The organism is Streptomyces sp. NPDC025806, assembly GCF_055558275.1.
On sequence record NZ_JBVHMU010000010.1, the window covers coordinates 246,245 to 270,971 of the forward strand.

General features: G+C 72.6%; 17 protein-coding genes. 12 read left to right on the forward strand and 5 right to left on the reverse strand.

Going from position 1 to position 24,727, the window contains the following annotated elements:
- Positions 1-263 precede the first annotated feature (263 nt).
- Both ACZ4E1_RS24015 and ACZ4E1_RS24020 read right to left on the reverse strand, forming a co-directional pair.
- On the reverse strand, positions 264-1,811 hold the full coding sequence (locus ACZ4E1_RS24015; RefSeq protein ID WP_467542373.1) for an alpha/beta hydrolase: 1,548 nt from the start codon (positions 1,809-1,811) through the stop codon (positions 264-266).
- 84 nt (positions 1,812-1,895) lie between these two features.
- On the reverse strand, positions 1,896-4,613 hold the full coding sequence (locus tag ACZ4E1_RS24020) for a lysylphosphatidylglycerol synthase transmembrane domain-containing protein (protein WP_467542375.1): 2,718 nt from the start codon (positions 4,611-4,613) through the stop codon (positions 1,896-1,898).
- Positions 4,614-4,813: 200 nt separating this feature from the next.
- Between ACZ4E1_RS24020 and ACZ4E1_RS24025 the strand changes: the two genes are divergently transcribed.
- The 5 genes from ACZ4E1_RS24025 to nudC all read left to right on the forward strand — a co-directional run bounded on the left by ACZ4E1_RS24025 (position 4,814) and on the right by nudC (position 14,972).
- Positions 4,814-5,179: an MGMT family protein gene (locus ACZ4E1_RS24025; protein ID WP_467542377.1), complete on the forward strand. Its 366-nt coding sequence runs from the start codon at positions 4,814-4,816 to the stop codon at positions 5,177-5,179.
- A gap of 335 nt (positions 5,180-5,514) precedes the next feature.
- Positions 5,515-8,895 (forward strand): ATP-dependent helicase, encoded by a 3,381-nt coding sequence (locus tag ACZ4E1_RS24030; protein ID WP_467542379.1) that lies wholly within the window; start codon positions 5,515-5,517, stop codon positions 8,893-8,895.
- 63 nt (positions 8,896-8,958) lie between these two features.
- Complete coding sequence (locus ACZ4E1_RS24035; protein WP_467542381.1) at positions 8,959-12,492, forward strand: ATP-dependent DNA helicase; 3,534 nt, start codon at positions 8,959-8,961, stop codon at positions 12,490-12,492.
- Positions 12,493-12,502: 10 nt separating this feature from the next.
- Complete coding sequence (locus ACZ4E1_RS24040) at positions 12,503-13,915, forward strand: dipeptidase (RefSeq protein WP_467542383.1); 1,413 nt, start codon at positions 12,503-12,505, stop codon at positions 13,913-13,915.
- Positions 13,916-14,012: 97 nt separating this feature from the next.
- Positions 14,013-14,972 carry an NAD(+) diphosphatase gene (gene nudC / locus ACZ4E1_RS24045; protein WP_467542385.1) on the forward strand — a complete coding sequence of 320 codons (960 nt, stop codon included), beginning with the start codon at positions 14,013-14,015 and terminating at the stop codon, positions 14,970-14,972.
- Positions 14,973-15,029: 57 nt separating this feature from the next.
- Here the strand turns inward: nudC and ACZ4E1_RS24050 are convergent, their stop codons facing one another.
- Positions 15,030-15,275, reverse strand: coding sequence for a mycoredoxin (locus ACZ4E1_RS24050; RefSeq protein WP_467542387.1), 246 nt, complete (start codon positions 15,273-15,275; stop codon positions 15,030-15,032).
- A gap of 174 nt (positions 15,276-15,449) precedes the next feature.
- Between ACZ4E1_RS24050 and ACZ4E1_RS24055 the strand changes: the two genes are divergently transcribed.
- The 5 genes from ACZ4E1_RS24055 to ACZ4E1_RS24075 all read left to right on the forward strand — a co-directional run bounded on the left by ACZ4E1_RS24055 (position 15,450) and on the right by ACZ4E1_RS24075 (position 19,413).
- The gene (locus ACZ4E1_RS24055; protein WP_467542389.1) at positions 15,450-17,672 is read left to right on the forward strand and encodes an ATP-dependent DNA helicase UvrD2; all 2,223 of its coding nucleotides are present in this window, start codon (positions 15,450-15,452) and stop codon (positions 17,670-17,672) included.
- A 163-nt stretch (positions 17,673-17,835) separates the two neighbouring features.
- Positions 17,836-18,159 carry a hypothetical protein gene (locus ACZ4E1_RS24060; protein WP_467542391.1) on the forward strand — a complete coding sequence of 108 codons (324 nt, stop codon included), beginning with the start codon at positions 17,836-17,838 and terminating at the stop codon, positions 18,157-18,159.
- A 187-nt stretch (positions 18,160-18,346) separates the two neighbouring features.
- Entirely contained in the window at positions 18,347-18,715 is a 369-nt protein-coding gene (locus tag ACZ4E1_RS24065) for a WhiB family transcriptional regulator (RefSeq protein ID WP_188336983.1), read from the forward strand.
- Complete coding sequence (locus tag ACZ4E1_RS24070) at positions 18,712-19,035, forward strand: hypothetical protein (RefSeq protein ID WP_467542393.1); 324 nt, start codon at positions 18,712-18,714, stop codon at positions 19,033-19,035. Before ACZ4E1_RS24065 ends, ACZ4E1_RS24070 begins: the two co-directional genes overlap by 4 nt.
- A 174-nt stretch (positions 19,036-19,209) precedes the next feature.
- A complete protein-coding gene (locus ACZ4E1_RS24075; RefSeq protein WP_467542395.1) occupies positions 19,210-19,413 on the forward strand; it encodes a hypothetical protein in 204 nt (67 codons plus the stop codon).
- 34 nt (positions 19,414-19,447) lie between these two features.
- Here the strand turns inward: ACZ4E1_RS24075 and ACZ4E1_RS24080 are convergent, their stop codons facing one another.
- Together ACZ4E1_RS24080 and ACZ4E1_RS24085 are read right to left on the reverse strand one after the other, a co-directional pair.
- Positions 19,448-20,833: an ABC1 kinase family protein gene (locus ACZ4E1_RS24080; RefSeq protein WP_467542397.1), complete on the reverse strand. Its 1,386-nt coding sequence runs from the start codon at positions 20,831-20,833 to the stop codon at positions 19,448-19,450.
- Between the two features lie 67 nt (positions 20,834-20,900).
- Entirely contained in the window at positions 20,901-22,064 is a 1,164-nt protein-coding gene (locus tag ACZ4E1_RS24085) for a ThiF family adenylyltransferase (RefSeq protein WP_467542398.1), read from the reverse strand.
- 248 nt (positions 22,065-22,312) lie between these two features.
- Here ACZ4E1_RS24085 and ACZ4E1_RS24090 point away from each other — a divergent pair, with 248 nt between their 5' ends.
- Both ACZ4E1_RS24090 and ACZ4E1_RS24095 read left to right on the forward strand, forming a co-directional pair.
- Positions 22,313-22,909 (forward strand): M48 metallopeptidase family protein, encoded by a 597-nt coding sequence (locus tag ACZ4E1_RS24090; RefSeq protein WP_467542400.1) that lies wholly within the window; start codon positions 22,313-22,315, stop codon positions 22,907-22,909.
- Positions 22,910-23,023: 114 nt separating this feature from the next.
- Entirely contained in the window at positions 23,024-24,727 is a 1,704-nt protein-coding gene (locus ACZ4E1_RS24095; protein WP_467542402.1) for a TerD family protein, read from the forward strand.

Consider the following 24,727-nt stretch of genomic DNA (forward strand, 5'->3'; position numbering starts at 1 on the left):
GACCGGTCCATCGGCCGGTTCGCCGGTCGGGCCACTGATCGATACGGACGGGCCTCGCGCATCGAGCGCGGGGCCCGTTTCGCATGTCCTCCGTATTCGACACTCCTGTCGCCGCGCGGCCACCGCTCCGGCTGTCGTCTCTGCACGCATGTCGTCTCCCCTCGACCGCCCTGACCTGCGCCGGCCGCTCTCGATCGCGAACCGACGACGTCAGATTAGGAGTCCCCGCCGACATCCGCTCCAGCCTGTGGATAACTCCGCGATCACGAGCAGACCGTTCCCTCTTTCGGGACCGTCCCCTCGAGCAGATACCGGTTCACGGCGCCGGACACGCACTTGTTCCCGCTGTCGTACGCCCCGTGCCCCTGGCCCTTGTACGTCAGCTCGACCCCGACGCCCGAGCCCAGTGCCTGCGCCATCTTGCGGGCGCCCTCGTACGGGGTGGCCGGGTCGCCGGTGTTGCCCACGACGAGGATCGGGGCGGAGCCGGCGGCGCTCACGTCGGGGTGGTCGGCCGCTCCGGCCACCGCCCAGTCGGTGCAACCGAGCATGCCCCAGGCGAGATAGTCACCGAACAGCGGGGACGCGGCGCGGAACTCGGGCAGCTTCGCCTCGACGTCCTGCGGCGTGTATCGGGCCTTGTCGTCGGCGCAGTTGATCGCGACGTTCGCCGCCTGGATGTTGCTGTACTTCCCGTCCTCGTTGCGCCCGTTCATCGAGTCGGACAGCATCATCAGGACCTTGCCGTCACCGTCGTACGCCTGCTGCAGGCCCTCGGTGAGGTACTCCCAGAAGTCCTTCGAGTACAGGGACTGCGCGATCCCGTTCGTGGCCGCGGTCTGGGTCAGATCGCGCGGGAAGATCCCGGGGATCGGCTTCTCGTCGAGATCCCGGAGCAGTTTCGCGATCTTGTCCTTGACGTCCTGGGGCGTGTCGCCGACGGGGCAGTCCTCGACCTTGGACGTGCAGTCCTTCGCGTAGTTGTCGAGAGCGAGCTGGAAGCCCTTGGCCTGGCCGAGCGAGCCCTGCTCCGGGTCCTCGGTGGGGTCGACGACGCCGTCGAACACGGCGCGGCCCACGTGCTTGGGGAACAAGTGCGCGTAGACGCCGCCCAGTTCGGTGCCGTAGGAGATGCCGAAGTAGTGCAGTTTGTCGTCGCCCAGGACCTGGCGCATGAGGTCCATGTCGCGGGCCGCGTCGGTGGTGCGGACGTGGGGGAGGACCTTTCCGGAGTGCTTCTCGCAGTTGCCGTTGAACGCCGAGACGTTGTCGACGAGCTGGTCGCGTTCCGTCTCGTCGTCGGGCGTGGAGTCCTGCTGGAAGTATTTGTCGAGCTGCTCGGCGTCCTCGCACTCGACGCCGGCGCTGCGGCCCACCCCGCGCGGGTCGAAGCTGACGAGGTCGTAGCGGGTGCGCAGCTTCGCGTAGTCGGTGCCGAACGCCGGCAGCGTGGTGACGCCCGAGCCGCCGGGGCCGCCGAAGTTGAAGATCAGCGAGCCGATGCGCTTGTCCTCGGCGCCGCTCGCCTTGGCGCGGATCAGCGCGATGCCGATCGTGTCGCCCTTGGGGTCGTCCCAGTCGAGCGGCGCCTTCATGGTGGCGCACTGCCATTCGGTTCCGCCGGGCAGCGGGGACGGCGCCTCGCCGCCTCCCTCGGACTCCGAGGGGGCGGGGCAGTCCTTCCAGCTCAACGTCTGGGACGGGAGGTCCACGTCGTCCTTGGAGTCGCCGCTGCACGCCGCGAGCGACGTGGACAGCAGGGCGGCGGAGACGGCCAGGGCAGCGGCGCGGGGGCGGGACGGAATGGGCATGCGTCCATCCTGCGGCGCCCCGGTGCGGGGCGCTCGGGCTGCGGTCTGTGCGGGTGAGGAACCACGGCCAGGGGCCCGGTCCGCCTACAAGGCGCCCTTGCGCGAGAGGTGGTTGAAGAACAGCCAGCCGGGCAGCACGGGCAGCCACAGGGTCAGCAGCCGGTACAGGAGCACCGCGGGGGCCGCGACCTCCTTGGGCAGACCGACCGCGATCAGACCGACCGTCAGCGTCGCCTCGACGGCGCCCACACCACCCGGCGTCGGGGCGGCCGAACCGAGCGCGTTGCCCGCGAGGAACACGACCGCGACGCTGGCGAGGCTCAGACTCGTCGTCTCGTCCCCGAAGGCGCGGATCGACGCGTCGAGGCACATGACGAAGCAGGCGGTCAGCAGGAGCATGCCGCCGATGCCCGTGAGCAGCTTGCGGGGCCGCTGCAGGACGTCGAGCATGCGCGGCACCACACCGGCGAAGAGCGACCTCACGCGCGTGACGACGAACTTCCGCAGGAACGGGATCGATGTCACCACGAGGACGAGCACAGCGACCGTCAGCAGACCCGCGATGACCGTCCGGGAGGGCGACAGGGAAGGCGTCTTCTCCGTGCCGGTCAGGTAGCCGAAGGTCAGCAGCAGCATGATGTGGCTGCCCATGCCGAACAGCTGGGAGGCGCCCACACTCGCGACCGCGAGCCCGGGGCGGACGCCCGAGCGCTGCAGGAAGCGCGTGTTGAGCGCCACCCCGCCCACCGCGGCCGGGGCCACGATCTTCACGAAGGAGCCGGCCACCTGGGCGGCGACGGTCCGCATGAAGGGCACGCGCTCCGGCACGAAGCCCAGAAGGCTCATCGCGGCCGCCACGTAGCTGAGCGCGGAGAACACCACGGCGAGCCCGACCCAGCCCCACTCCGCCTCGCCCACGATCGACGCGAAGTCGATGTGGGTGAGCTGCGACAGGAGGAAGTACGCGCCGATCGCGCCGGCGATGAAACTGATCAGGGTGCGCGGCTTGATGCGCTCCAGGCGGGCCGGTTCGACGGGCGCCTGCGGCCGGATCAGCAGCACCTGGTGGCGGATCTGAGTGAGCAGATCCTCCTCGCGGGCCTCGTCGAGTGCTTCGTCGATCGCCCGCTTCTGCGCCTGCCGCTCGGCCTTCTCGTTCTTCTTCTCGTTCTTCTTCTCGGCCCGCACGGACTGCTGGGCGTCGCCGTTCTCCGCGGCGGCGGCCTGCCGCGCCTCCCTGGCGCGGTCGGCGGCCTCCAGGACGGCCTCGCGCTCGCGCTGGGCCCGTTCCCGCCCGAGGCGGCGCAGCGTCGCCCTGGTGGAGCGGGTGAGCGCGATCGGCTGCAACAGGGGCAGACAGTCCGCCACGGTGTCGGGGCCGAGGATGCCGACCGCGGACGCGACGGCCCGCTCGGCACCCACCCGCAGACCGAGCGTCGTGACCATCTGCGCGACGTCCATGCGCAGCACCAGGTCGCTCGCGGCGATCTCGCCGCCGCGCAGGTCGGTGAGGATCACCGTGCCGGAACGATCCACCAGAATCGCGTCGCCGGCGAGCCTGCGGTGCGCGATCCGCCGCGACTGCAACGCCTGCACCTGGTGCCAGGTCTCGCGCAGCAGCCCGTCCGTGATCTCCTCGTCCGGCATCGCGTCCAGGGACCGGCCGCCGATGTGCTCGTAGACGAGCATCACGGCGTCGGGGCCCAGCTCGGACGTCGCGATCAGCTTCGGGGCGTTGGCCCCGGCCGAGATCGCCGCGTAGGCGAGCAGGGCCTCCTGCTCCAGCGCCTGGCGCAGCGACTGGAGACTGCGGCGCTGGGTGATGCCGCGCAGCGTGAGCCGGCGCCACACCCGGTAGAAGAAGCCCTGCGCCTGCTGCTCCCGGTCCACCACGGTGACGTCGAGCGGCGGCCCGTCCTCCAGGGTGACGAAGTAGCGCCGACCGCGATCACCGTTCTCCGTGGCACCCTCGTGTGCCTCCTCGCGGGACGCGCTGACGGGGTGGAAGCCGACGTGCCGCAGGCCGGCCAGCAGCGTCTGCCCTGTAGGGCGCACATTGGGGGAGCCGACCGCGTACAGCGTTCCGTAGGCGACGGTCCAGCCGATGAGGATCGTGAGGATGATCGAGAACGGCGTCGTGTAGCCGGTGACGAGCATCGCGAACGCGTCGAGCAGCAGCACCACCCACAGGACGACGCGCCATCTTGGTCGCCGGGACATGCCGACGGCCGTCATATAGGCGATGACGGGCGCCAGATAGCCGTGCACCGGATCGGTGAGCGCGTGGATGTCGCCCGGCGACACCTTGGTGAGCGCGTCCTGGATGGACGCGGGCGCCGCCTTCGCGACCCACAGATCGGTGGCCAGCGTCACGCCGTGGGCGAGCACGGCCGCCAGCACACCGTCCGCGATGCGCAGCCCGTCGCGCTTGATGAGCCGCTCGATCGCGAACGCGACCGGGACGAGCAGGATCGCGATGCTCGACGCGAGCCCCGCGAACTTGGTCAGCAGGTCGGGGGCCTGCCCCGTGCCCTTGTTGATGTCCTGGGCGAAGCCCGTCGTCGTGGCGTGGGCGAACGCCGCGATGCCGAGCAGGACGACGATCGCGAGCAGCCCCACCAGGAGCCGCATGAGGTCCGAGGGGCGGTGCACGCGCGCGGGAAGCAGCGGTTCGTCGCCGTCCACCTGATCGGGCCCGGGATCGTGGAGCGGCTCTTCGTGCTTGTCGTCCGCGGCCTGCTCGGCCGGGTCCTCAGGGCGCGCCGGTGTCACAGAGGAGCCCTCCGCCTTCTCGGGGTGCACGCTCTGCTCCGTCGTCTCTTCTTGATCTCGTATCACCAGTCACCGCCCGCACGATGGTGGCATGCCCCGTCGTCGTAGGGGGGTATCAGGGTGCTTTCGCCGCGTACGGAGTCGCGGGCAAGCGCCTTCTCGTACGACTCTCCAGGGAGGCTTTCGTACGTCTCTCCATGATGTCGGTGCCGTGCGGCAGGATGGGCCGGATGAGCGAGGAGAGCGATGCGGCAGGTGACCTCCCCGAGTACGCCGAGCGCGTCCTCGAGGTCGCCGAGCTGATCCCGCCCGGGCGGGTCATGACGTACGGGGACGTCGCGGAATGGCTGGAGGAGGGCGGACCGCGCCAGGTGGGGCGCGTCATGTCCCTCTACGGGAGCGCCGTGCCCTGGTGGCGCGTCGTGCGCTCCGACGGGCACCTGCTCCCGGGCCACGAGCTGCGCGCGCTGGACCACTACCGGGACGAGGGCACGCCGCTGCGCGAGGCCTCCAGAGCGGCCGAAGGGCACCTGCCGCGCCTCGACATGAAGCGCGCGCGCTGGGACGGCGAGACGCGTTCGGAAGCTCACAGGTGACAGCTTCGGCCCACCCGCGCGCGGGCGAGTCGCCAGTGGCCCGTACGAGGGAAAAGGGGCGATCGGGGCACTTCGTCGGGCCGGCGTCCGTTCGTGAGACGCGACACATGGCGGGTGCCTCCGGTCGTGAGAGGCGGCACGGGTTCGTCCGTGAGACGCGGCACACCTGCTCCGGAAACGACGCGGGAGGCGCTCCGGAAGTCCGGCTTCCGCCACACTCGACGGCGTAGCGTCGACGGCACCGTCGATCTCGGCCACCTCCTTCACCCCCCGGCCGCCGCCCTGCGCGGACGGCCCCTCGACCACCGGCACACCCACCAGGACCAGCGATCCACGTGAGCTCCTCCTCGTCCCCCCGGCACCTGTCGCACCACCAGATTCGACAGGGGATGCCCGGCGCGTACCGGCTGGTGCGCACGCCGCGGGCCCCGGTGGACCCCCCTCGTCTGGACGCACACCAGCGCGCGGTGGTTGACCACGCCCACGGCCCCCTTCTCGTCCTCGCCGGGCCGGGCACGGGCAAGACGACGACCCTCGTGGAGGCCGTCTCCGCCCGCATCGAGCAGGGCACCGCACCGGGCCGCGTCCTGGTGCTCACGTTCAGCCGCAAGGCCGCCGTCGAGCTGCGCGACCGGATGGCGCTGCGCATCGGCGCCGCCCGCGCACCGCAGGCGACGACGTTCCACTCGTTCTGTTACGCGCTGATCCGCGCCCATCAGGACACGAACCTCTTCGCCGAGCCGCTGCGCCTCCTGTCGGGTCCCGAACAGGACGTCACCGTACGAGAGCTCCTCGCGGGCCAGATCGACCTGGAACGGGCCGGGCTCGCTCATGTGCGCTGGCCCGACGAACTGCGCGCCTGCCTCACCACGCGCGGGTTCGCCGACGAGGTGCGCGCGGTCCTGGCCCGCAGCCGGGAACTCGGGCTCGGGCCGGCCGCCCTGGACGCGTTCGCGCACCGCATCGGCCGCCCGGACTGGCGCGCCGCCGCCACCTTCCTCGCCGAGTACCTGGACGTCCTCGACATGCAGGGCGTGCTCGACTACGCCGAACTCGTCCACCGCGCGGTGCTCCTCGCCCGCCGCCAGGACGTCGGCGCGCAACTGGCCGCCCAGTACGACGCCGTGTTCGTCGACGAGTACCAGGACACCGACCCCGCCCAGGTGCGGCTGCTGCACGCGCTCGCGGGGCAGGGACGCACCCTGGTCGCGTTCGGCGACCCGGACCAGTCGATCTACGCGTTCCGCGGCGCCGACGTGAACGGCATCCTGGACTTCCCGCACGACTTCCCCCGCGCCGACGGCACGCCCGCGCGCGTGGAGGTGCTCACCACGTCACGGCGCTCGGGCGCACGCCTCCTGGAGGCGACCCGACGCCTCACCCAGAGGATGCCGCTGACCCGGCTGCCCGCCGACAAGGTCCGCGCCCACCGGGAACTGACGCCGGTCCGCGGCGGCGGCACGACCGAGGTCTACACGTACCCGACCTCCGGCACCGAGCTCGACAACATCGCCGACATCCTGCGCCGCGCACACCTGGAGGACGGCGTCGCCTGGAGCGACATGGCCGTCCTGGTGCGCGCGGGTGCCCGCAACATCCCGGCGATCCGGCGCGCCCTGACGGCCGCCGGCGTCCCGCTCGACATCGACGGCGACGACCTGCCGCTGCGCCACGAACCGGCCGTCATGCCCCTTCTGACGGCGCTCAAGGCGGTCGCACAGGGGCCGGCGGACGAGGACACGGACAGCGGCCCCGCGGAGGATGCCGGCGCGGACAGTGAGCCGGCGGAGGGTGCCGGCGCGGACAACGGGCCGGCGGAGGGCGCCGGGAAGGAGCCCCCGCCCTGGCTGGACACCGAGACCGCGCTGACGCTGCTGGCCTCCCCGCTGGCCGGCATGGACGCCGCCGACCTGCGCCGCCTGGGCCGCGCCCTGCGCGAGGACGAGCGCTCCGCGGGCAACGCCGTGCCGCCGCCCTCCGACGAGCTGCTCGCCCGCGCGCTCGCCGAGCCCGAGCGGCTCGCCCTGCACGACCCGGCCTACGCACGCGGAGCGCAGCGCCTCGGTGAGCTCCTCGCGCGCGCCCGCGTCGGGCTCGCCGCCGGCGGCACCGCCGAAGAGGCCCTCTGGGAACTGTGGAACGGCACGCCCTGGCCGCAGCGACTCGAACGGGCCGCCCGGCGCGGCGGCGCGGCGGGCCGCAACGCGGACCGGGACCTCGACGCCGTGTGCGCCCTGTTCGCCGTCGCCTCCCGCGCGGAGGAGCGCACCGGAGGCCGCGGCGCCCGCAACTTCCTGGAGGAGATCGAGGCCCAGGACATCGCCGCCGACACCCTCGCGGGCCGCGCCGTCCGCCCCGAAGCCGTGCGCCTGATGACGGCGCACCGCTCCAAGGGCCTCGAATGGCGCCTCGTCGTCGTGGCCGGCGTCCAGGAAGGGCTCTGGCCCGACCTGCGCCGCCGCGGCTCCCTCCTGGAGGCCGACCGCATCGGACGCGACGGGCTCGCCGAACCGCTCACCCCCGGCGCCCTCCTCGCCGAGGAGCGACGCCTCTTCTACGTGGCCGCCACGCGCGCGAAGGAGCGCCTCGTCGTCACCGCGGTGAAGGCCCCCGCGGACGACGGCGACCAGCCCTCCCGGTTCCTGGCCGAGCTGGGCGTGGAGCCCAAGGACGTCACGGGCCGCCCGCGCCGCCCGCTGTCCGTCGTCGCCCTCGTCGCCGAGCTGCGCGCCACGACCGTCGACCCACGCGTGTCCGACAGACTGCGCGAGGCAGCCGCCCGCCGGCTCGCCCGCCTCGCCGCCCTCAGCGACGACGACGGCCGCCCCCTCGTGCCGTCCGCCCACCCGTACCGCTGGTGGGGCCTGTACGAGCCGACCGAGAGCAAGGTCCCGCTGCGCGATCGCGACAAGCCCGTCGTGCTCTCCGGGAGCGCCCTCGACCAGCTCGCCAACACGTGCTCCCTGCAATGGTTCCTGGGCCGCGAGGTCAAGGCCGACGCCCCCGCCACGGCCGCCCAGGGCTTCGGCAACGTCGTGCACGTCCTGGCCGACGAGGTCGCCTCCGGGCGCACCCCGGCCGATCTCGACGTCCTCATGGAGCGCCTCGACTCCGTCTGGGACGCCCTCGCGTTCGACGCGCCCTGGAAGTCGGAGCAGGAGAAGCAGAACGCGCGCGTGGCGCTCGAGCGCTTCCTCCAGTGGCATGTCACCGACCGCGGCGGCCGCACCCCGGTCGCCAGCGAGCACGACTTCGACGTGACGCTCGAAGCGGGCTCCTACGAAGTGCGCATCCGCGGCTCCATGGACCGCGTGGAGGAGGACGCCGACGGGCGCGCCTACGTGGTCGACTTCAAGACGGGGAAGGCGGCGCCCAGTGCAGCCGAGGTCGCCCGCCACCCCCAGCTCGCCGTGTACCAGCTGGCCGTCCGTGAGGGTGCCGTCGACGAGGCCTTCGACGGGGCGCGCCCTCAGCCGGGCGGGGCCGAGCTGGTGCAGCTGCGCCAGGGCGCGGCGAAGAAGGACGGCGGCGAGACGCGCCCCAAGGTGCAGGCGCAGGAGCCGATGGAGGGGGAGTGGGTCGGCGACCTCCTCGCCACCGCCGCCGGCAAGGTCCTCGACGAGCGCTTCGCCCCCACCACCGGGCAGCACTGCACGCACTGCTCGTTCCGCGCCTCGTGCAGCGCGCGCCCCGAGGGCCGCCACGTCGTCGAGTGACGTGCGCCTCGGCCCCGCCCCGACGGCCCGGCGCTGTCAGTGGGGCCCGTTAGCCTCGATGAGGTGACCACACGCCTCACCGATCCCGAGCAGCTCAAGGAGCTGCTCGGCATCCCTTTCACCCCGGAGCAGACGGCCTGCATCACGGCGCCGCCCGCCCCGCAGGTGATCGTTGCCGGAGCCGGCTCCGGCAAGACGACGGTGATGGCCGCGCGCGTGGTCTGGCTGGTCGGCACCGGGCAGGTCGCCCCCGAGCAGGTCCTCGGCCTCACGTTCACGAACAAGGCGGCGGGCGAGCTCGCCGAGCGCGTCCGCAAGGCACTGATCAAGGCGGGGGTCACCGACCCGGACGTCATCGACCCGGACAACCCTCCGGGCGAGCCCGTGATCTCCACGTACCACGCGTTCGCCGGCCGCCTCCTGACCGACCACGGCCTGCGCATCGGCCTGGAGCCGACGACGCGGCTGCTCGCCGACGCCACCCGCTTCCAGCTCGCCGCGCGCGTGCTGCGCGAGGCGCCCGGCCCGTACCCCGCCCTCACCCGCTCCTTCGCCGACCTCGTCAGCGACCTCCTCGCCCTGGACGGAGAGCTGGCCGAGCACCTCGTCACGCCCGAGCGGCTGCGCGCCCACGACCGGGAACTCCTGCGCGCCCTGGAAGACGTCAAGCTCAGCAACGGGGACCTGCGCAAGGTCCCCGAGGCAGCCGCCGCCCGCCTGGAGCTGGCCGAGCTCGTCGGCCACTACAGGGCGGCCAAGCGCGCCCGTGACGTCCTCGACTTCGGCGACCAGATCGCCCTGTCCGCGACCCTGGCCGGCACCCGCCCCGAGGTCGGCGAGATCCTCCGCGACGAGTTCCGCGTCGTGCTCCTGGACGAGTACCAGGACACCTCGGTCGCCCAGCGGCTGCTGCTCGCCGGACTCTTCGGCGGCGGCACCGGACACGCCGTCACCGCCGTCGGCGACCCCTGCCAGGCCATCTACGGCTGGCGCGGCGCCTCCGTCGCCAACCTCGACGACTTCCCGCAGCACTTCGCGTACGCCGACGGCAGCCCCGCCACCCGCTTCGCCCTGAGCGAGAACCGCCGCAGCGGTGGCCGCCTCCTCGACCTGGCGAACGGGCTGGCCGAGCCGCTGCGCGCCATGCACGCGGGCGTGGAGGCCCTCCGCCCGGCACCCGACGCCGAGGGCGCGGGCGCCGTGCGCTGCGCCCTGCTGCGCACGCACCAGGAGGAGATCGACTGGGTCGCCGACTCCGTCGACCGGCTCGTGCGCGCCGACAAGGAGCCGGGCGACATCGCCGTCCTGTGCCGCACCGCGTCCGACTTCGCCGAGATCCAGGGGGCGCTCGTCGCCCGCGACATCCCCGTCGAGGTCGTCGGCCTCTCCGGCCTCCTGCACCTTCCCGAGATCGCCGACCTCGTCGCCGTCTGCGAGGTCCTCCAGGACCCGGGGGCGAACGCGTCGCTGGTCCGCCTGCTGACCGGCCCCCGCTGGCGGATCGGCCCCCGCGACCTGGCCCTCCTGGGACGCAGGGCCCGCCTCCTGGTCTCGCACACGCGGGCAGGCGCCGAGGACGACCCGGACCGTCGCCTCGCCGAGGCCGTCGAGGGGGTCGACCCCTCCGAGGTGATATCGCTGGCGGACGCGCTCGACACGTTCCTGGAGACCTCCGCGGAGGCCGACGGGGACGACGACGGGCTGCCGTTCTCCGCCGACGCGCGCGTGCGCTTCGCCCGCCTCGCCGTCGAACTGCGCGACCTGCGCCGCTCGCTGTCCGACCCGCTCATGGACGTCCTGCACCGCGTCCTGGCGGTCACCGGCCTGGAAGTCGAACTCTCCGCGTCCCCGCACGCCCTGGCGGCCCGCCGCCGCGAGACGCTGTCGAACTTCCTGGACGTCGCCGCCTCCTTCGCCGCCGACGACGGCTCCGCGACCCTGCTCGCCTTCCTCGGCTTCCTGCGCACCGCGGCCCAGTACGAGAGGGGCCTCGACAACGCGCTGCCGGGCGGGGAGAACACGGTGAAGGTCCTCACCGCCCACAAGTCGAAGGGCCTCGAATGGGACGTGGTCGTCGTCCCCGGGCTCGTCAACGGCACCTTCCCCAGCGGCCAGGGCCGCGAGAAGTGGACGGCCCAGGGCCGCGTCCTGCCGCACGCGCTGCGCGGCGACGCCGCCACGCTGCCCGACATCGAGTCGTGGGACGCCAAGGGCATGAAGGCTTTCCACGCCGACATGAAGGACCACCAGCACACCGAGGAACTGCGCCTCGGGTACGTCACCTTCACCCGGCCCCGCTCGCTGCTGCTGGGCTCCGGACACTGGTGGGGCCCCTCCCAGAAGCGCAAGCGCGGCCCCTCCGACTTCCTCCACGCCCTGTACGACCACTGCGCCGCCGGGTACGGCGAGATCGAGGCCTGGGCGGACGAGCCGGCCGACGACGAGGAGAACCCGGCCCTCCAGGAGGCGGCGAGCGAGCACGCCTGGCCGCTCCCGCTGGACGACGCGTCCCTCGCCCGCCGCAGGGCCGCGGCCGACACGGTCCTCGCCCACCTGGACCGCGCCACGGCCTCTCAGGGTGCGCACTCCGCCACCGAGGAGGAGCCGCCCTTCGAGGATCCCGACTGGCCGCCGCCGCCCGCCGACGACGAACTCGACGCCGTCCCGCCGCCCTACGAGGACGAGGCGTTCCCGGCCGACGACGCCGACCACGCCGAGGACGCGGTCGACTGGGACAGCCTCACCGCCGAACGCCCCGCACTCCCGCACCCCACGCCCCACCCGGAGCCGGCCCCACACCCGCGCGTGCCCGCCCGGCACGCCCCCGTGGTGCCCCACCCCGCCGCCGCTCCGGAGCCCGAGCTCACCCCGGAGGAGGCCCGCACGATCGCCTCCTGGGACCGCGACCTCGACGCCCTCACCGGCGAGCTGCTGCGCGCCCGGGCCGGCGTGCGCGAGGTGCCCGTGCCGCACTCCCTCACCGCGTCCCAGCTGATGCGCATGGCGGCCGACCCGGACGCCTTCGCCCAGGAGCTGGCCCGCCCGATGCCGCACCCGCCCCAGCCGGCCGCGCGCCGGGGCACCCGCTTCCACGCCTGGATCGAATCGCGCTTCGAAGCGCTGCGGCTGCCCATGCTCGACCCGGACGAGCTGCCCGGCAGCGACGCCGAGATCGCCGACGAGCGCGACCTGGAGACGCTCAAGGACGCCTTCGAGCGCACCCCGTACGCACACCGCACGCCCTACCGGGTCGAGCTGCCCTTCCAGCTGGCCGTCGCGGGCCGCGTCGTCCGGGGCCGCATCGACGCCGTCTACAAGACGGGCGAAGGCGAGACGGCCACGTACGAGATCGTCGACTGGAAGACCGGCCACCGGCAGAACGGGGATCCGCTGCAACTCGCCGTCTACCGGCTCGCCTGGGCCGAGCACCAGGGCGTGCCCCTGGAGGCGGTCGACGCCGCCTTCCTGTACGTGCGCAGCGGAGAGACCGTACGGCCGCGCCGGCTGCCCGGTCGGGCCGAGCTGGAGCGGCTGCTCACCCAGGAGCCGCACGCCGTCGAGGAGCCGCCTGACGAGCGCACTCTGGTGGGGGATTAGGCTCGTGGCCATGAGCAAGCCCGTTGACAGCGCCGTCAGCACCGTCCGTGCGTACATCGAGGACCACCGCGAGGCTTTCCTCGACGACCTCGCCGCCTGGCTGCGGATCCCGTCCGTGTCCGCCCAGCCCGACCACGCGCCGGACGTCCGGCGCAGCGCCGACTGGCTCGCCGGGCAGCTCGCGCGGACAGGCTTCCCGACCACCGAGGTCTGGGAGACGGCCGGTGCCCCGGCTGTCTTCGCCGAGTGGCCCTCGGGCGACCCGCAGGCCCCCACGATCCTCGTCTACGGCCACCACGACGTGCAGCCCGCCGCCCGCGAGGACGGCTGGGACACCGAGCCCTTCGAGCCGGTCGTCGTCGGCAACAGGCTCCACGCGCGCGGAGCGGCCGACGACAAGGGGCAGGTGTTCTTTCACACACTGGGCCTGCGCGCCCACCTCCACGCCACCGGCCGCACGGCCCCCGCGGTCAACCTGAAGCTGCTCATCGAGGGCGAGGAGGAGTCGGGCTCCCCGAACTTCCGCGCGCTCGTCGAGGCACAGCGCGAGCGCCTGGCCGCCGACGCCGTGATCGTCTCCGACACCGGCATGTGGTCCGAGGACACCCCGACGGTGTGCACCGGCATGCGCGGCCTCGCCGACTGCGAGATCGAGCTGTACGGACCCGACCAGGACATCCACTCCGGCTCCTTCGGCGGCGCCGTGCCGAACCCGGCGGCGGTCGCCGCCCGCCTCGTCGCGGCTCTGCACGACGAGCACGCGCGTGTGACGGTCCCCGGTTTCTACGACGGGATCGTCGAGCTCACCGACCGCGAGCGGGAGCTCTTCGCCGAGCTGCCCTTCGACGAGGAGCGGTGGCTGCGCACGGCCAAGTCCCGCGCCACGCACGGTGAGGCCGGACACACCACCCTGGAGCGCATCTGGGCCCGCCCGACCGCGGAGGTCAACGGGATCGGAGGCGGCTACCAGGGCCCCGGCGGCAAGACGATCGTGCCGTCCTCGGCCATGCTGAAGCTCTCGTTCCGGCTGGTCGCCGGGCAGGACCCGGACCTGGTGGAGAAGGCCGTCGCCGCCTGGGTCGCCGAGCAGGTGCCCGCCGGGATCCGCCACGAGATCACCTTCGGCGCGGCCACCCGGCCGTGCCTCACCCCGCTCGACCACCCGGCCCTCCAGTCCGTCGTCCGGGCCATGGGCCAGGCCTTCGAGCAGAAGATCCGCTTCACGCGCGAGGGCGGTTCGGGACCCGCCGCCGACCTGCAGGACGTTCTCGACGCCCCGGTGCTCTTCCTCGGCATCTCCGTCCCCTCCGACGGCTGGCACGCGCCCAACGAGAAGGTCGAACTCGACCTCCTGATGAAGGGCGTCGAAACAACCGCCTACCTGTGGGGCGATCTCGCGGAGAACTGGGCAGACGCATCCTGAACCGCATCCCGAACGAGACACCCCGCGCCCGCCCCGCCGTACGTCCTGCCGAACCGCCCGCGTACCACCCATTCCACCGGGGGAGTTGGAAGCACCCGTGACCACCTGGACCGACCGCACCGCCGATCTCGCCGCAGGCCGGCCGCTCTCGCTCGCCGCGCCGAGCGGCATCGACCGCGCGGCGCACCACCGCCTCGACGAGGCCTGGCTCGCCGCTGCGTGGAGCCACCCCAGCACCCGGGTCTTCGTGGTCTCCGGCGGCCAGGCGCTCATCGACGAGACACCGGACGGCGCGACCGAACTGGTCATGACGCCGTCCTTCGAAGCCCCCCTCACCGAGGCCCACCGCTACTTCCTGGGCACCGACGAGGACGGCGTGAGCTACTTCGCGCTGCAGAAGGACACCCTTCCGGGCCGCATGGACCAGTCCGCGCGCCCGGCCGGACTGCGCGAGGCGGGCATGCTCCTCTCGCCCCGGGACGCCGGCCTCATGGTGCACGCCGTCGCCCTGGAGAACTGGCAGCGACTGCACCGCTTCTGCTCCCGCTGCGGCGAACGCACCGTCATCGCCGCCGCGGGCCACATCCGCCGCTGCCCGGCCTGCGGGGCCGAGCACTACCCGCGCACCGACCCGGCCGTGATCATGGCCGTCACGGACGAGCAGGACCGCGTGCTGCTCGGCCGCCAGGTGCACTGGCCCGAGGGCCGCTTCTCGACGCTCGCGGGCTTCGTCGAGCCCGGCGAGTCCATCGAGCAGGCGGTGCGCCGCGAGGTCTTCGAGGAGGCCGGCGTCCTCGTCGGCGAGGTCGAGTACGTCGCCAGCCAGCCCTGGCCGTTCCCGTCCAGCCTGATGCTCGGCTTCATGGCGCACGCCACGTCGACGGAGATCGACGTGGACGGTGACGAGATCCACGAGGCGCGCTGGTTCTCCCGCGAAGACCTGCGGGCCGCGTTCGAGTCCGGGGAGGTCATGCCCCCCTACGGAATCTCGATCGCGGCCCGCCTCATCGAGCTCTGGTACGGCAAGCCCCTGCCGAAGCCCAGCGACGCACTCTGAGTGATCCGAGTCTCAGGCGTGATCCGCGCCTGGGACTCGGTGTCGGACGCCTCGGTCTCAGGCGCCGACCTTCTGCTTGACCTGCGCCAGCGACGGATTGGTCAGCGTCGAACCGTCGGCGAAGAGAACGGTGGGCACCGTCTGGTTCCCACCGTTCGCCTTCTCGACGAAGGCCGCGGACTCCGGGTCCTGCTCGATGTTGATCTCGGTGTACCCGATGCCCTCGCGCTCCAGCTGCTTCTTCAGTCGCTGGCAGTAGCCGCACCAGGTGGTGCTGTACATCGTCACAGTGCCCGGCTGCATGTGTCCTGTGCTCCTTCGTGGCGGGGAGTGCGTGTTCGCTATCGGTCGAACGTACGCGAGGCGCCGACCATTCCCGTCCACCGGTAGCACGCCCCGGCGCATTAGTACGACAAGCGATGCCGGCCTGTGGACAACGCGACGCACCCGCCCCCGCCGACCTGGCAGCATGGCGGGGTGACAGCAGCAACGCACTCCACCCTGTTCCCACAGGTCCCGGAATCGGCCGACGCGGTGCTCGAGGGCCTCGACCCCGAGCAGCGCGCCGTGGCGACCGCCCTGCACGGTCCGGTGTGCGTGCTCGCGGGCGCCGGCACGGGCAAGACGCGCGCGATCACCCATCGCATCGCGTACGGCGTCCGCGCCGGGATCCTCCAGCCCAACACGGTGCTCGCCGTCACGTTCACCAACCGCGCCGCGGGCGAGATGCGCGGCCGGCTCCGCCAGCTCGGCGCCGGGGGAGTGCAGGCCCGCACCTTCCACTCCGCCGCGCTGCGCCAGCTCCAGTTCTTCTGGCCCAAGGCCGTCGGCGGAGATCTGCCCCGCATCGTCGACCGCAAGATCCAGCTCGTCGCGGACGCCGCCACGGCCGGCCGGATCCGCCTGGACCGCGGCGAGCTGCGCGACGTCGCCGCGGAGATCGAGTGGGCCAAGGTCACCCAGACCGTCCCCGGGGACTACGCGGCGGCGGCGCACAAGGCGGGCCGCGAGAGCCCCCGACACCCGGCCGAGATCGCCCAGATCTACGGCGACTACGAAACCCTGAAGCGGGACCGCGCCGTCATCGACTTCGAGGACGTCCTGCTGCTCACCGTCGGCATCCTCCAGGACCGCCACGACATCGCCGACCAGGTCCGCGCCCAGTACCAGCACTTCGTCGTCGACGAGTACCAGGACGTCAGCCCCCTCCAGCAGCGCCTGCTCGACCTGTGGCTCGGCGACCGGGACAACGTGTGCGTGGTCGGCGACGCCAGCCAGACGATCTACTCCTTCACCGGCGCCACCCCCGACCACCTGCTCAACTTCCGCACCCGCCACCCCGGCGCCACCGTCGTCAAGCTGGTGCGCGACTACCGCTCCTCGCCCCAGGTCGTCCACCTGGCCAACGGCGTCCTGGAGCGGGCGTCCGGCCGCGCCGCCGAGCACCGCCTCCAGCTGATCTCGCAGCGCGACGCCGGGCCCGAGCCGGTCTACACCGAATACGTCGACGAGCCCACCGAGGCCGAGGGCGCGGCCCACCGCATCCGCGAGCTCATCGCCTCCGGCGTCTCCGCCGGCGAGATCGCGATCCTGTTCCGGACCAACGGCCAGTCCGAGATCTACGAGCAGGCCCTCGCCGACGCCGGTGTGCCCTACCAGCTGCGCGGCGCCGAGCGGTTCTTCGAGCGCGCCGAGGTGCGCAAGGCGGGCCACGCCCTGCGCGCGGCAGCCCGCTTCGGGGGGAACGACTCGGGGCTCGACGCGGCCGTCGACCTGCCCTCCCAGGTCAGAGCCGTCCTGTCCGGCGAGGGCTGGACCAGCGAGCCGCCCGCCGGCTCCGGGGCCGTCCGCGACCGCTGGGAGTCCCTCGCCGCCCTCGCGCGCCTCGCCGAGGACTTCGCGCAGGCCCACGACGGAGCCGGCCTCGCCGACTTCGTCGCCGAGCTCGACGAGCGGGCGAGCGCGCAGCACGCCCCCACCGTGGAAGGCGTCACCCTGGCCTCGCTGCACGCGGCGAAGGGCCTCGAATGGGACGCCGTGTTCCTGGTCGGCGTCGCCGAGGGCATGATGCCGATCACCTACGCCAAGACCGACGAACAGATCGAGGAGGAGCGGCGCCTGCTCTACGTCGGCGTCACGCGGGCCCGCCACCACCTGAGCCTGTCGTGGGCCCTCTCCCGCTCTCCCGGCGGCCGGCCCACCCGCAGGGCCAGCCGCTTCCTCGACGGCCTGCGTCCCGGATCCAGCGGCTCCGGGCGCCGCGGCGCGGGCGGCGGCCCGGGAGGCGTAGAGCTCGGGACGAGAAGGCGGACGGGCGCCCTCGAGCCACTCGCCGGAGCCCGTCGCAGAGCCGACCGGAAGGTGGCCCGCTGCCGGATGTGCGGCCGCACCCTGGACGCGGCCGAGATGAAACTGATGCGCTGCGAGGACTGCCCGTCGGACATGGACGAGGGGCTCCACGACCGGCTCGTGCAGTGGCGGGCCCGCACCGCGGAGGGCCTCGGACAGCCCGCGTTCTGCGTCTTCACCGACAAGACCCTGATCGCGATCGCCGAGGCCGCGCCCGAGGACGAGGGCGAGCTGGCCCGGATCCCCGGGGTCGGACGGCGGAAGTTCCGGTCCTACGGATCCGACGTCCTCGCCATCTGCGCAGGTCGGATGGTGGAGGACGAGCTTGGAGGAGTCGACGAGGACGACTGATTCAAACTCGTCGAAAAAATAGTTTGCGCATGCCCCAGCAATCCCCATAGGTTCTAAAGCACGAAAGCAGCGGCCTTCTCGAAGGCCCTGGTTCCGTGCTGTACTTGAAAGCCGTCGGACCGGTTCGCACCGGTCCCCGAGACGCCGAGAGGAGGCGATTCCAGTGATCAGCATCACCAGCAGCTCCATCAGCACCGTCAAAATGACCGATCGCTCGGTCGTCGCTTCCTGCCTGCTCGGCTTCTCGAACCTGGGCACCGGTCTGTCTGGCGTCAGCGCCATGCGTCCGGAGTCCGGCCTGTCTCTCGCGGGTCTTCCCATTCGCGAGGGCAATGAGCGACCGACCAAGGCACCGGAAGCGGTAGCGACGGCACAGGCTCAGGCCTATGCCTTTGCGGCGGCCGGTGCCGGATTCCGGAAGCAGACGACGCACCACCACACGATGTGGGCCTTCCGTGGGCTCGAACCCTGGAGTGATCCAGTCTGATCGTCGATCAGACCGGCGCCTTCAGGGCCGCGGAACCCCATCCGGGATCCGCGGCCCTTCTGTTTTCCCGGAAGTTCCAGAGACCTTCCGGGGACCCAGCACGAAGGGGCCTCGGGACAAGAAAAGAACCCGGTACCACCGCCACCCGGCCCACCGGCCGGAACGACCAGACGAGGAAACAAACACCGTGCAACTCGAAGCGCACGCCCCGTCCGTACCGCCTTCAGACACTCTTTCCCCGCCCGGCCTCACGGAGGACCTCACCTTGAACCCCCTCACCGCGCTCACCGCGCTCGACGACGCCATCGAGAACCTCGGCGTACCCGTCCCCTGCCGTGCCTACGACCCGGAGGTCTTCTTCGCCGAGTCGCCGGCGGACGTCGAGTACGCCAAGTCGCTCTGCCGCACCTGCCCGCTGGTCGAGGCCTGCCTCGCCGGCGCCAAGGAGCGTCGTGAGCCGTGGGGCGTCTGGGGTGGCGAGCTGTTCGTCCAGGGTGTCGTCGTGGCCCGCAAGCGGCCGCGTGGACGTCCGCGCAAGAACCCGGTCGCGGCATGAACACCCGAGGAACGATCGACCGCCCCCTGACGCACGACCCCAAGAAGCAGGCCCCGATGAAGCCGTCCACGAGCGAGCCCGCCGGCTCCGCGATCCCAGACTTCACCACGCCCGGTGCGACCGACTCGCGCCAGAACAGGACCCGACAGATGCAACTCATCCCAGAAGCCATGGCACGTGCGCATATGCACGAGCGCCTGAGCGAGGCGGAGGCGGAGCGCCAGGCCATGCGCCTGGTGATCGCCCGCCGCATGCAGCGGCGCGCCGAGCGCGCGTCGCGGCGTGCCCGCCGCGCGCTGGCGATGGCCGTCATGCAGTGACGACCGCCGTCAGACGGTGACCGCGACGGCTGCGCAGTGACAGCCCACGTGGCACCACCGACCAGACGACAGCCGCCGCAGTGAGCGGCTGTACCCGCGGGGCCGGTCCGACAGGACCGGCCCCGCGGTGCGTGGTGCGCACCGATCATCAGCCTGCGGAGTTATCGTCGCCGGGTGACGTCTCTTCCCGGCGGGGACTCCACGCAACGACCCGAGGAGCGCACCGTGGTGTGCGCCCGATGCGGCACTACGGCGCAGGAGATGCCGCTGACCTGGACCAGTTCCGTCGAGGGCGGAGTGCGGCGGACGTACTGCGACACCTGCTCCCGCGAGAACATCCGGGCCATCGAAGGGCGCCTCGACTCCGAGTGGTGGTGACGAGGGCCCGACGACGGCGCAGACCTGTAGCGGCTCAGGCCTCCGCGGCCGGCTCCGGATCCACCAGGTCGTCGGCCTCGAACCCGTCCTCGTCCTCGAACTCCAGGAACCCCGGGACCCACGCCTCCAGCTCGTCCCGCAGCCGCACCGTGGCCCCGAGCTGACACAGAACCCCGATCGTGCTGAGCGTCACCCGGTGTATCAGCAGGTAGGAGGGCGGAAGGTTGAGCTGCTTGCCGAGCTGATGCGCGGGGGAGCGGATGTCGGCGATCCGTGCCGCCTGGTTCCGCATCCAGGTGCGGGTGAAGGTGAACGCGTCGACCCGGGCCGGCTCGATGATCGGCACCAGGTAGTCCAGGACGGCGTCCGGCTCCAGCTCGATCGAGTCTTTGACGAAGCCCTCCTCGCGGAGCATCTCGTAGACCCCGACCGCGTCCCCGGACAGCGTCATCCGCAGCGAGTGCCCGATCGGCTCGGGCAGGCCGCCCGGCAGCCGGTCCACCGTGCCGAAGTCCAGGACACCCAGCCGCCAGCCCTGCTCCTCGTCGGGCAGCAGCCGGAAGTTCCCCGGGTGCGGATCCGCGTGCAGCAGTCCCGTACGGGCCGGGCCGGAGAAGAGGAAACGGGCCAGCAACTGACCCGCGCGGTCCCGCTGTTCCTGATCCCCGTCGCTGATCACGTCCGCGAGCGGGACCCCGTCGATCCACTCCGTCACCAGGACCTGCTCGCTCTGGTGCACCACGTGCGGGACGACGACGTCGGGGTCGCCGTCGAACTCCTCGGCGTGCGCCTGCTGGGCCTGCGCCTCCAGCCCGTAGTCCAGCTCCTCCGACACTCGGTCCCGCAGCTCCGCGATCAGCGGTTTGATGTCCATCCCGGGGATGAGCGGACCCAACAGCCGTGCGAAACGGCCCAGTTGATTGAGGTCCGACAGCAGTGCCTCGCCGGCGCCCGGGTACTGCACCTTCACCGCGACCGCCCGGCCGTCGTGCCAGACAGCGCGATGCACCTGCCCTATCGACGCGGCGGCCGACGGCTTGTCCTCGAACTCCTGGAACAGCTCACGCCATTGCTCGCCGAGCCGCTCCTCAAGCACCTTGTGCACCGTGCGCGTCGGCATCGGGGGCGCCGCTTCCTGGAGCTTCGTCAGGGCCGCCCGATAGGGGCCCGCGACCTCCTCGGGCAGTGCAGACTCGAAGACGGACAGGGCCTGTCCGAACTTCATCGCCCCGCCCTTCAGCTCGCCCAGCACCTTGAACAGCTGGTCCGCCGTGCGCTGCTGGAGCTCTCGGCCCACGATCTCGGCGGACCTGCCGCCGATCCGCTTGCCGATGCCCCAGGTCGCACGCCCCGCGATGCCGATCGGCAGCGCGGCCAGCTTGGCGGTCCGGGTCACCGCCTTCCGGGGAAGATCAGACATACACCCCTCCAAGTGCCGGACAGCCGTGCCGCGCATGCCCAGGCGTCGTAGCGCCGTCAGCCGATGCTTACCCCGCCATTGTGTCCTGCGTCCCTCCGTCGGCCGAGACCTCCTGCCCGTTACGTCTCTCACCCGCTCCGCACGGGCACTCCGGATGCGGCCACACCGGCCGTGCGTGCCAGTCGAGCCCCGGAGCGGACGCCTCCCAGCGGGCCCCGGTGCTCGACGGCAACTCCCCGTCGAGGAACGCCAGTCCGTGCGCGGCAGCCAGACCCGCGACCGCCGTGGCCAGCCCCACGTCACACGCCTGCACCTGACGGGAGGCCCGCCCCGAACGCCACTGGACGAGCAGCCGGGGCCACGTCGGATCGCGGTCCGTGCGATCCAGCAGCAGACAGTGCGCGCAGCCCGTCCCGCCCGGCAGCACCAACGGCCCCACCGTCCCCGTGGCCTCGGACACGCCCGCGTACAGGTGCGGAATTCCGGCCGCGACCAGATCCTCGACCGAGGCCGGGTCGGGGGAGTGCACGGCCAGGCCGTCCCGCGGCGCGACGATCACCAGCGACAGGGGCGGCCCGCCCGGATCCGGGTCGGCCGGCCGGGGAGACGTCCTGCGCCGGTCGGGGCGCGACGGCCGGTCCGGCGCCATCGCGCGGGCCGTGCGGCGCGCGGCCACGTCGCGGCGCTCGCCCACCGCCTCGACCGGCTGGCCGCCGGGCGCCACGTCCCAGGGCTCGACGCAGCCGCCGTCCCGCACGTCGACCTGGCCGACCCCGGCGGCGGCCAGCACCGACGCCACCACGGCACCGACCCGGCCCGCCCCTCTGACCTGCACCCGCTGGGACCGCCGGGCGGCCAGGCGCCGCACGCCCTCGGCGGGGTCGGAGGTCGTCACCGTCAGTGCCGCGTGATCGGGGCGGAGCCGGTCCATGACGCGGGTCTGCCTGCGCAGGGCGTCGGCGGGCGGGCCGCCGCCCGTCGCGTCGTCCAGCAGACCGGCCTCGGACAGCCGCTCCAGGATCGCGTCCACATGTCCGTCGGGCAGGTCCATCCGGCGGGCCTCCTCGCGCAGCAGCGGGATGCCCCGGGTCCCGTCGAGCAGCGACAGGAAACTCCCCGTGGCCGTGTCGACGGGGCCCAGCACCACGGCGTGCGCCGGCGTCATGCCGAACTGCACCGTGTTGAGGTCGCGCCAGCCGCGCCGCAGCGCCGGTTTCAGAATCGGATGCATCCCTGTGTCCCCCCGTGTGCCGTTCACATCGAAAACGCTCGTGTCGCATGGAAATCGCACGTGACGTGCCGTTCACGGCGATCGACCGCCAGCTTGCCCGTCCGCTCGCCGGCGTGCTTCGCGTTGTCCACAGGCACGGGGTGATAGTCGTACTAATCGAGCGGGGACCGGGCGGAGTGGGCTCCGGAAGCACACCGAACGGGTCCGGAGGCGGGACTTCCACCCTTCACAGCGGGTAACGTCGGGGCGTGCCCGCCGACCCCTCGCACCGAGCCATGAAGACGCAGCGCAGCACGACCGGACCGCCGTCGGGCGGCCACGTGGCGAGCGCGGTCGAGGTCCGCAGAAGCTCCCGGCGCCGCCGCACCGTGTCCGCGTACCGCGAGGGCGACCGCACGGTGGTGCTCATCCCGGCCCGGATGTCCGAGGCCGAGGAGAAGCGCTGGGTCGGTCTGATGCTCGACAAGCTCGCCGCCCAGGAGAGCAAGCGCGTCCTCGGCGACGCCGAGCTGTCCGCGCGCGCCGAGCACCTCTCCACGCAGTACCTCGACGGCCGGGCCCGCCCCCGGTCCGTGCGCTGGGTCACGAACCAGAACACCCGCTGGGGCTCCTGCACCCCGGCCGAGGGCAGCATCCGCCTCTCGCACCGCCTTCAGGGCATGCCCGAGTACGTCGTCGACTACGTGCTCCTCCACGAGCTGGCGCACCTGCTCGTCCCCGGGCACGGGCCGCGTTTCTGGAGCCTCCTGGAGGCCTACCCGCGCACGGAGCGGGCGCGCGGCTACCTCGAAGGAGTGGTGGCGGCGGACCGGCTGCCGCAGCTGCCCGGCGCCCGCGAGGAGTGACCCCGTTTCGGGGACGGTTCTGTACCAGGGCTGTACCGACCTCATCCGCTGTCGGTGTTTGCAGTTAGCCTGGCGCGACGCAATCACCATCGGGATGGGGGACGGTCGTTACGCATGGCCAGGGAATTCCAACGCGGCCACAAGGCCAAGATCAGTGACCTCACCGCGGGCACGGACCTGTACGTCGGCGTGCAGATCACCGGCCCCGGACTGAGCTTCGACATCAGCTGCTTCGGCCTCGACGCCGAGGAGCGACTCTCCGACGACCGGTACTTCGTCTTCTTCAACCAGCCGAAGACGCCCGAGGAATCCGTCCAGCTGCTGGGCGCGCAGGCGGGTGACACGGAGTCTTTCCGCGTCACACTTGAAAAGATCCCCGCGCACATCCAGAAGCTGTCGTTCACCGCCACCATCGACGGCGGCGGCCAGATGTCGCAGGTCGCCCCCGGGTACCTCCGCATCGTCGCCGGCGGCGAAGAGGTCGCGCGGTACGCCTTCCACGGTGGCGAGTTCTCGACCGAGCGCGCCGTCATGCTCGGCGACTTCTACCTCAAGGACGTGTGGCGCTTCGCCGCCGTCGGCCAGGGCTTCGACGGGGGCCTCGACGCACTCCTGAAGAACTTCGGCGGCGAGGTCGCCGAGGAGGAGCCCGCGGCTGCGGCGCCGCAGCCGGCCGCGAACCCCGGTTTCGCGCCGCCCGCCCAGGCCGCCGCGCCGCCCGCCTTCGGAGCCCCGGCGGCCCCGGCGCCCGCGCCCGCGCAGGCTCCCGCGCCCGCCGCTCCGGCTCCGGCGCCGGTCCCCGCGCAGGACTTCGCTCCGCCCGCTCCGGCCCCGGCGACCCCGCCCGTGCACGCGGCGCCGACCATCGTCGCGCCGCTGGGCGCCCCGCCCGGCCAGGCTCCGACGCAGCCTCCGGGTTACGGCCAGCCGCCGCACGCCCCGACGCCGCCGCCCGGTTACGGCCAGCAGCCGCAGGCGCCGACCCCGCCGCCGGGGTACGGCCAGCAGCCGCAGGCGCCGACCCCTCCGCCCGGCTACGGCCAGCAGCCCCACACGCCGTCCGCCCCGCCCGGATACGGTCAGCCGCCCGCCGCGCCCTCCCCGTACGGCGCGCCCCAGGGCGCCCCGCAGGGCATTCCGCCGCAGGCCGCCGCGCCCGGTGTGGCCGCCGCGCTGGAGAAGTACCGCGAGGCCCCCACGGGGCAGCGCTGGACGCCGCAGAACAAGAAGCTGATCCGCGTCGACCTCGGCGCCGCAGGCGGCCAGCCCGTGCTCGCCCGCCAGGGCAGCATGGTGCTCTACCAGGGCAAGGTCGAGTTCAGCTACAAGGGCGCCGGATTCGCCGGACGCATCGTGGGCAACGCCACCGGCCAGGAGATGCAGCTCATGCGCTGCAGCGGTCGCGGCCAGGTCTTCCTCGCGGAAGCGGCCTCCCATGTGCACCCGATCGAGCTCCAGGGCGACGCGATCTGCGTCTCCGCGGAGAACGTGCTGGCCTTCGACGAGGGCCTCCAGTACGAGGTGCGCCGCATCGAGGGACACGGCATCCCCGGTGGCGCCCTGTTCGTCATGCAGTTCCAGGGCACCGGCACCGTCGTCGTCAAGACGCACGGCACGCCCGTTGTGCTGCCCGTGACGCCGACGACCTTCGCCGACTGCAACGCGGTCGTGGCCTGGTCGGCCGCCGCCCAGGCGATCGTCTCCAGCCAGGTCAGGATGCGGCGCAACGCCTACCCGGGCCACAGCGGGGAGAGCGTGAACCTGCAGTTCCGGGGAGCCCCCGGCAACTTCATCGTCGTCCAGCCGTACGAGGTCTGA